The sequence below is a fragment of the Sandarakinorhabdus sp. genome, assembly GCF_031422795.1.
In the GTDB taxonomy this organism is placed as follows: Bacteria; Pseudomonadota; Alphaproteobacteria; order Sphingomonadales; family Sphingomonadaceae; genus Sandarakinorhabdus.
In genome coordinates this window covers 1-2005 of record NZ_JANPML010000397.1, presented here as the reverse complement: position 1 = coordinate 2005, position 2005 = coordinate 1, and the positions used below count along the sequence as shown (strand labels likewise).

The following is a 2005-nucleotide window of genomic DNA, read 5'->3' as shown; positions in this document are numbered from 1 at the left end:
GAGATGGAAGGCCGGTTGGCCGCGCCGGCCTCGTTGACGGAAGCCCGCCGCGCCGCGCAGCTGGGCGCGCGGGTGATGCGCGCCGTGCAGGGCATTGATCAGCCGACCATCTGCGCCTTGAAGGGCGTGGCCACCGGCGGCGCCACCTGTATCGCCACGGCCTGCGATTTCCGCATTGCCGCCAGCGGCTCCCGGTTGGGCTATGGCGAAGTGAAGATCGGCATCAACCTGATGTGGAACGCGCTGGGGCCGCTGATCGAACTGGTTGGCCCGGCCCGCGCCAAGCGCATGGTGATGACGGGTGCGCTGTTTGATGTCGAAACGCTGGAACGCTGGGGCCTGATCGACGAAATTGTGCCCGCTGGCAGCGAAGATGCGCGGGCGCTGACGCTGGCCGCCGACTATGCCGCGCTGCCGCCGCTGGCTGTGCAGATGATCAAACGCAGCATCAACGCGGTTTCGGGCGCGCTCCACGCCGCCGTACTGCATGCCGACGCCGATCAATGGCTGCTGGCGACGCAAGGGCAGGATTTTGTGGAGGCGCTGGCTGCGTTTCGTGAAAAACGGCCGGGGCGGTTCACAGGGAATTGAGAATGGACGCGATTTTCTCTCTGCATTCCTCCGAAGCCAGCCTGGTCCTTGAACGGGCCGGCGACGCGCTTTTGTGGCGCCACCTTGGCCTGCGTGTCGAGACGTCGGGCCTGCCGGCGCTGGCCAGCACGCGCGGCGCGGCGACCTTTTCGCTCGATGCAGACGTGCCCTTTGCCACGGCGCCGGGGCTCGGCTGGTTCGGCCCGTTGGCGGTGAACATGGCCCGCCGGGTGCTGCGCTGGGCGGTGACAGACGTGGCAAGCGACAGCCAGCATCTGCGGGTCACGCTGGTTGATGCGGACAGCGGCCTGCGGCTGGAGCAAGGCTTTCGTGTGCTGCCGGGCGGCGGCTTTGAAATCAGCGCCGTGCTGGGCAACGATGGCCCGGTGCCGATCACGGTCGATACGCTTGCCAGCGCGCTGCTACCGCTGCCGGCCGGCCTTGATCGCATCCTCAGTTGGCGCGGCCGCCACAACGCCGAATTTGCGCCGTGCGTGGAACCACTGCCGGCCCACCAGTGGCGGCGCGAGACGCGGCGCGGCCTGCCCGGCCATGGCGGGCCGCCCGGCCTGTATCTGCTGGGCGTGAATGCCGGCTGGGATGATGGCCTGGTGCTGGCGGCGCAGCTGGCCTGGTCGGGCGATGCGGTGTTGAGCGTGGAGCGCGACGACGAAGGCCGGCATTTCCTGTCAGCCGGCATGGCCGATGGCGTCACGCTGCAACCGGGCGAACGCATTGAAGCGCCGCCGCTGTTGCTGGCAATCAGCAACCGGGGCCGCAATGGCGCGATGCAGCAGATGCATGCCATGGTGCGGGCGCGGGTGGGCTGGCCGGGGGGGGAGATGCGCTCGCGCCCGGTGCATCTCAACAGCTGGGAAGCCTGTTATTTTCGCCACGACGAAGCCCGCATTCTCGAATTGGCCCGCGCTGCCGCCGCCATCGGGGCAGAACGCTTCATCCTTGATGATGGCTGGTTCCGCGGCCGCGACCATGATCGCGCCGGGCTGGGGGACTGGACCGCCGATCCGCACAAATATCCCGCCGGGCTGAAACCGCTGGCCGATGGTGTGCGGGAGCTGGGCCTTGAATTCGGCCTGTGGGTCGAACCGGAAATGGTCAATCCCGACAGTGATCTGTATCGCGCCCACCCCGATTGGGCGCTGCACATCGCGGGCGCGCCGCAGCCCACCGCGCGCAACCAGCTGGTGCTCAACCTGTCGCTGCCGGCGGTGGAGGATTATCTTTTTGCCGCGCTCGACACACTGCTCAGCGAGGTGCCGATCTCCTATCTCAAATGGGATCATAACCGCGATCTGGCACCGGCCGGCGGGCTGGGCCAGGTGCGGGGGCTTTATCGCCTGCTCGCCCGCCTGCGCGCGGCGCATCCGGATGTGGAGATCGAAAGCTGTGCCGG

2 protein-coding genes are annotated in these 2005 nt (G+C 68.0%); both read left to right on the top strand.

Going from position 1 to position 2005, the window contains the following annotated elements:
* On the top strand, positions 1-591 hold a 591-nt coding region (locus tag RMO81_RS13925), incomplete at its 5' end, for an enoyl-CoA hydratase/isomerase family protein (RefSeq protein WP_310476499.1).
* A 2-nt stretch (positions 592-593) separates the two neighbouring features.
* Positions 594-2005, top strand: a 1412-nt coding sequence (locus RMO81_RS13920; RefSeq protein WP_310476498.1) for an alpha-galactosidase, incomplete at its 3' end; no start/stop codon positions are given.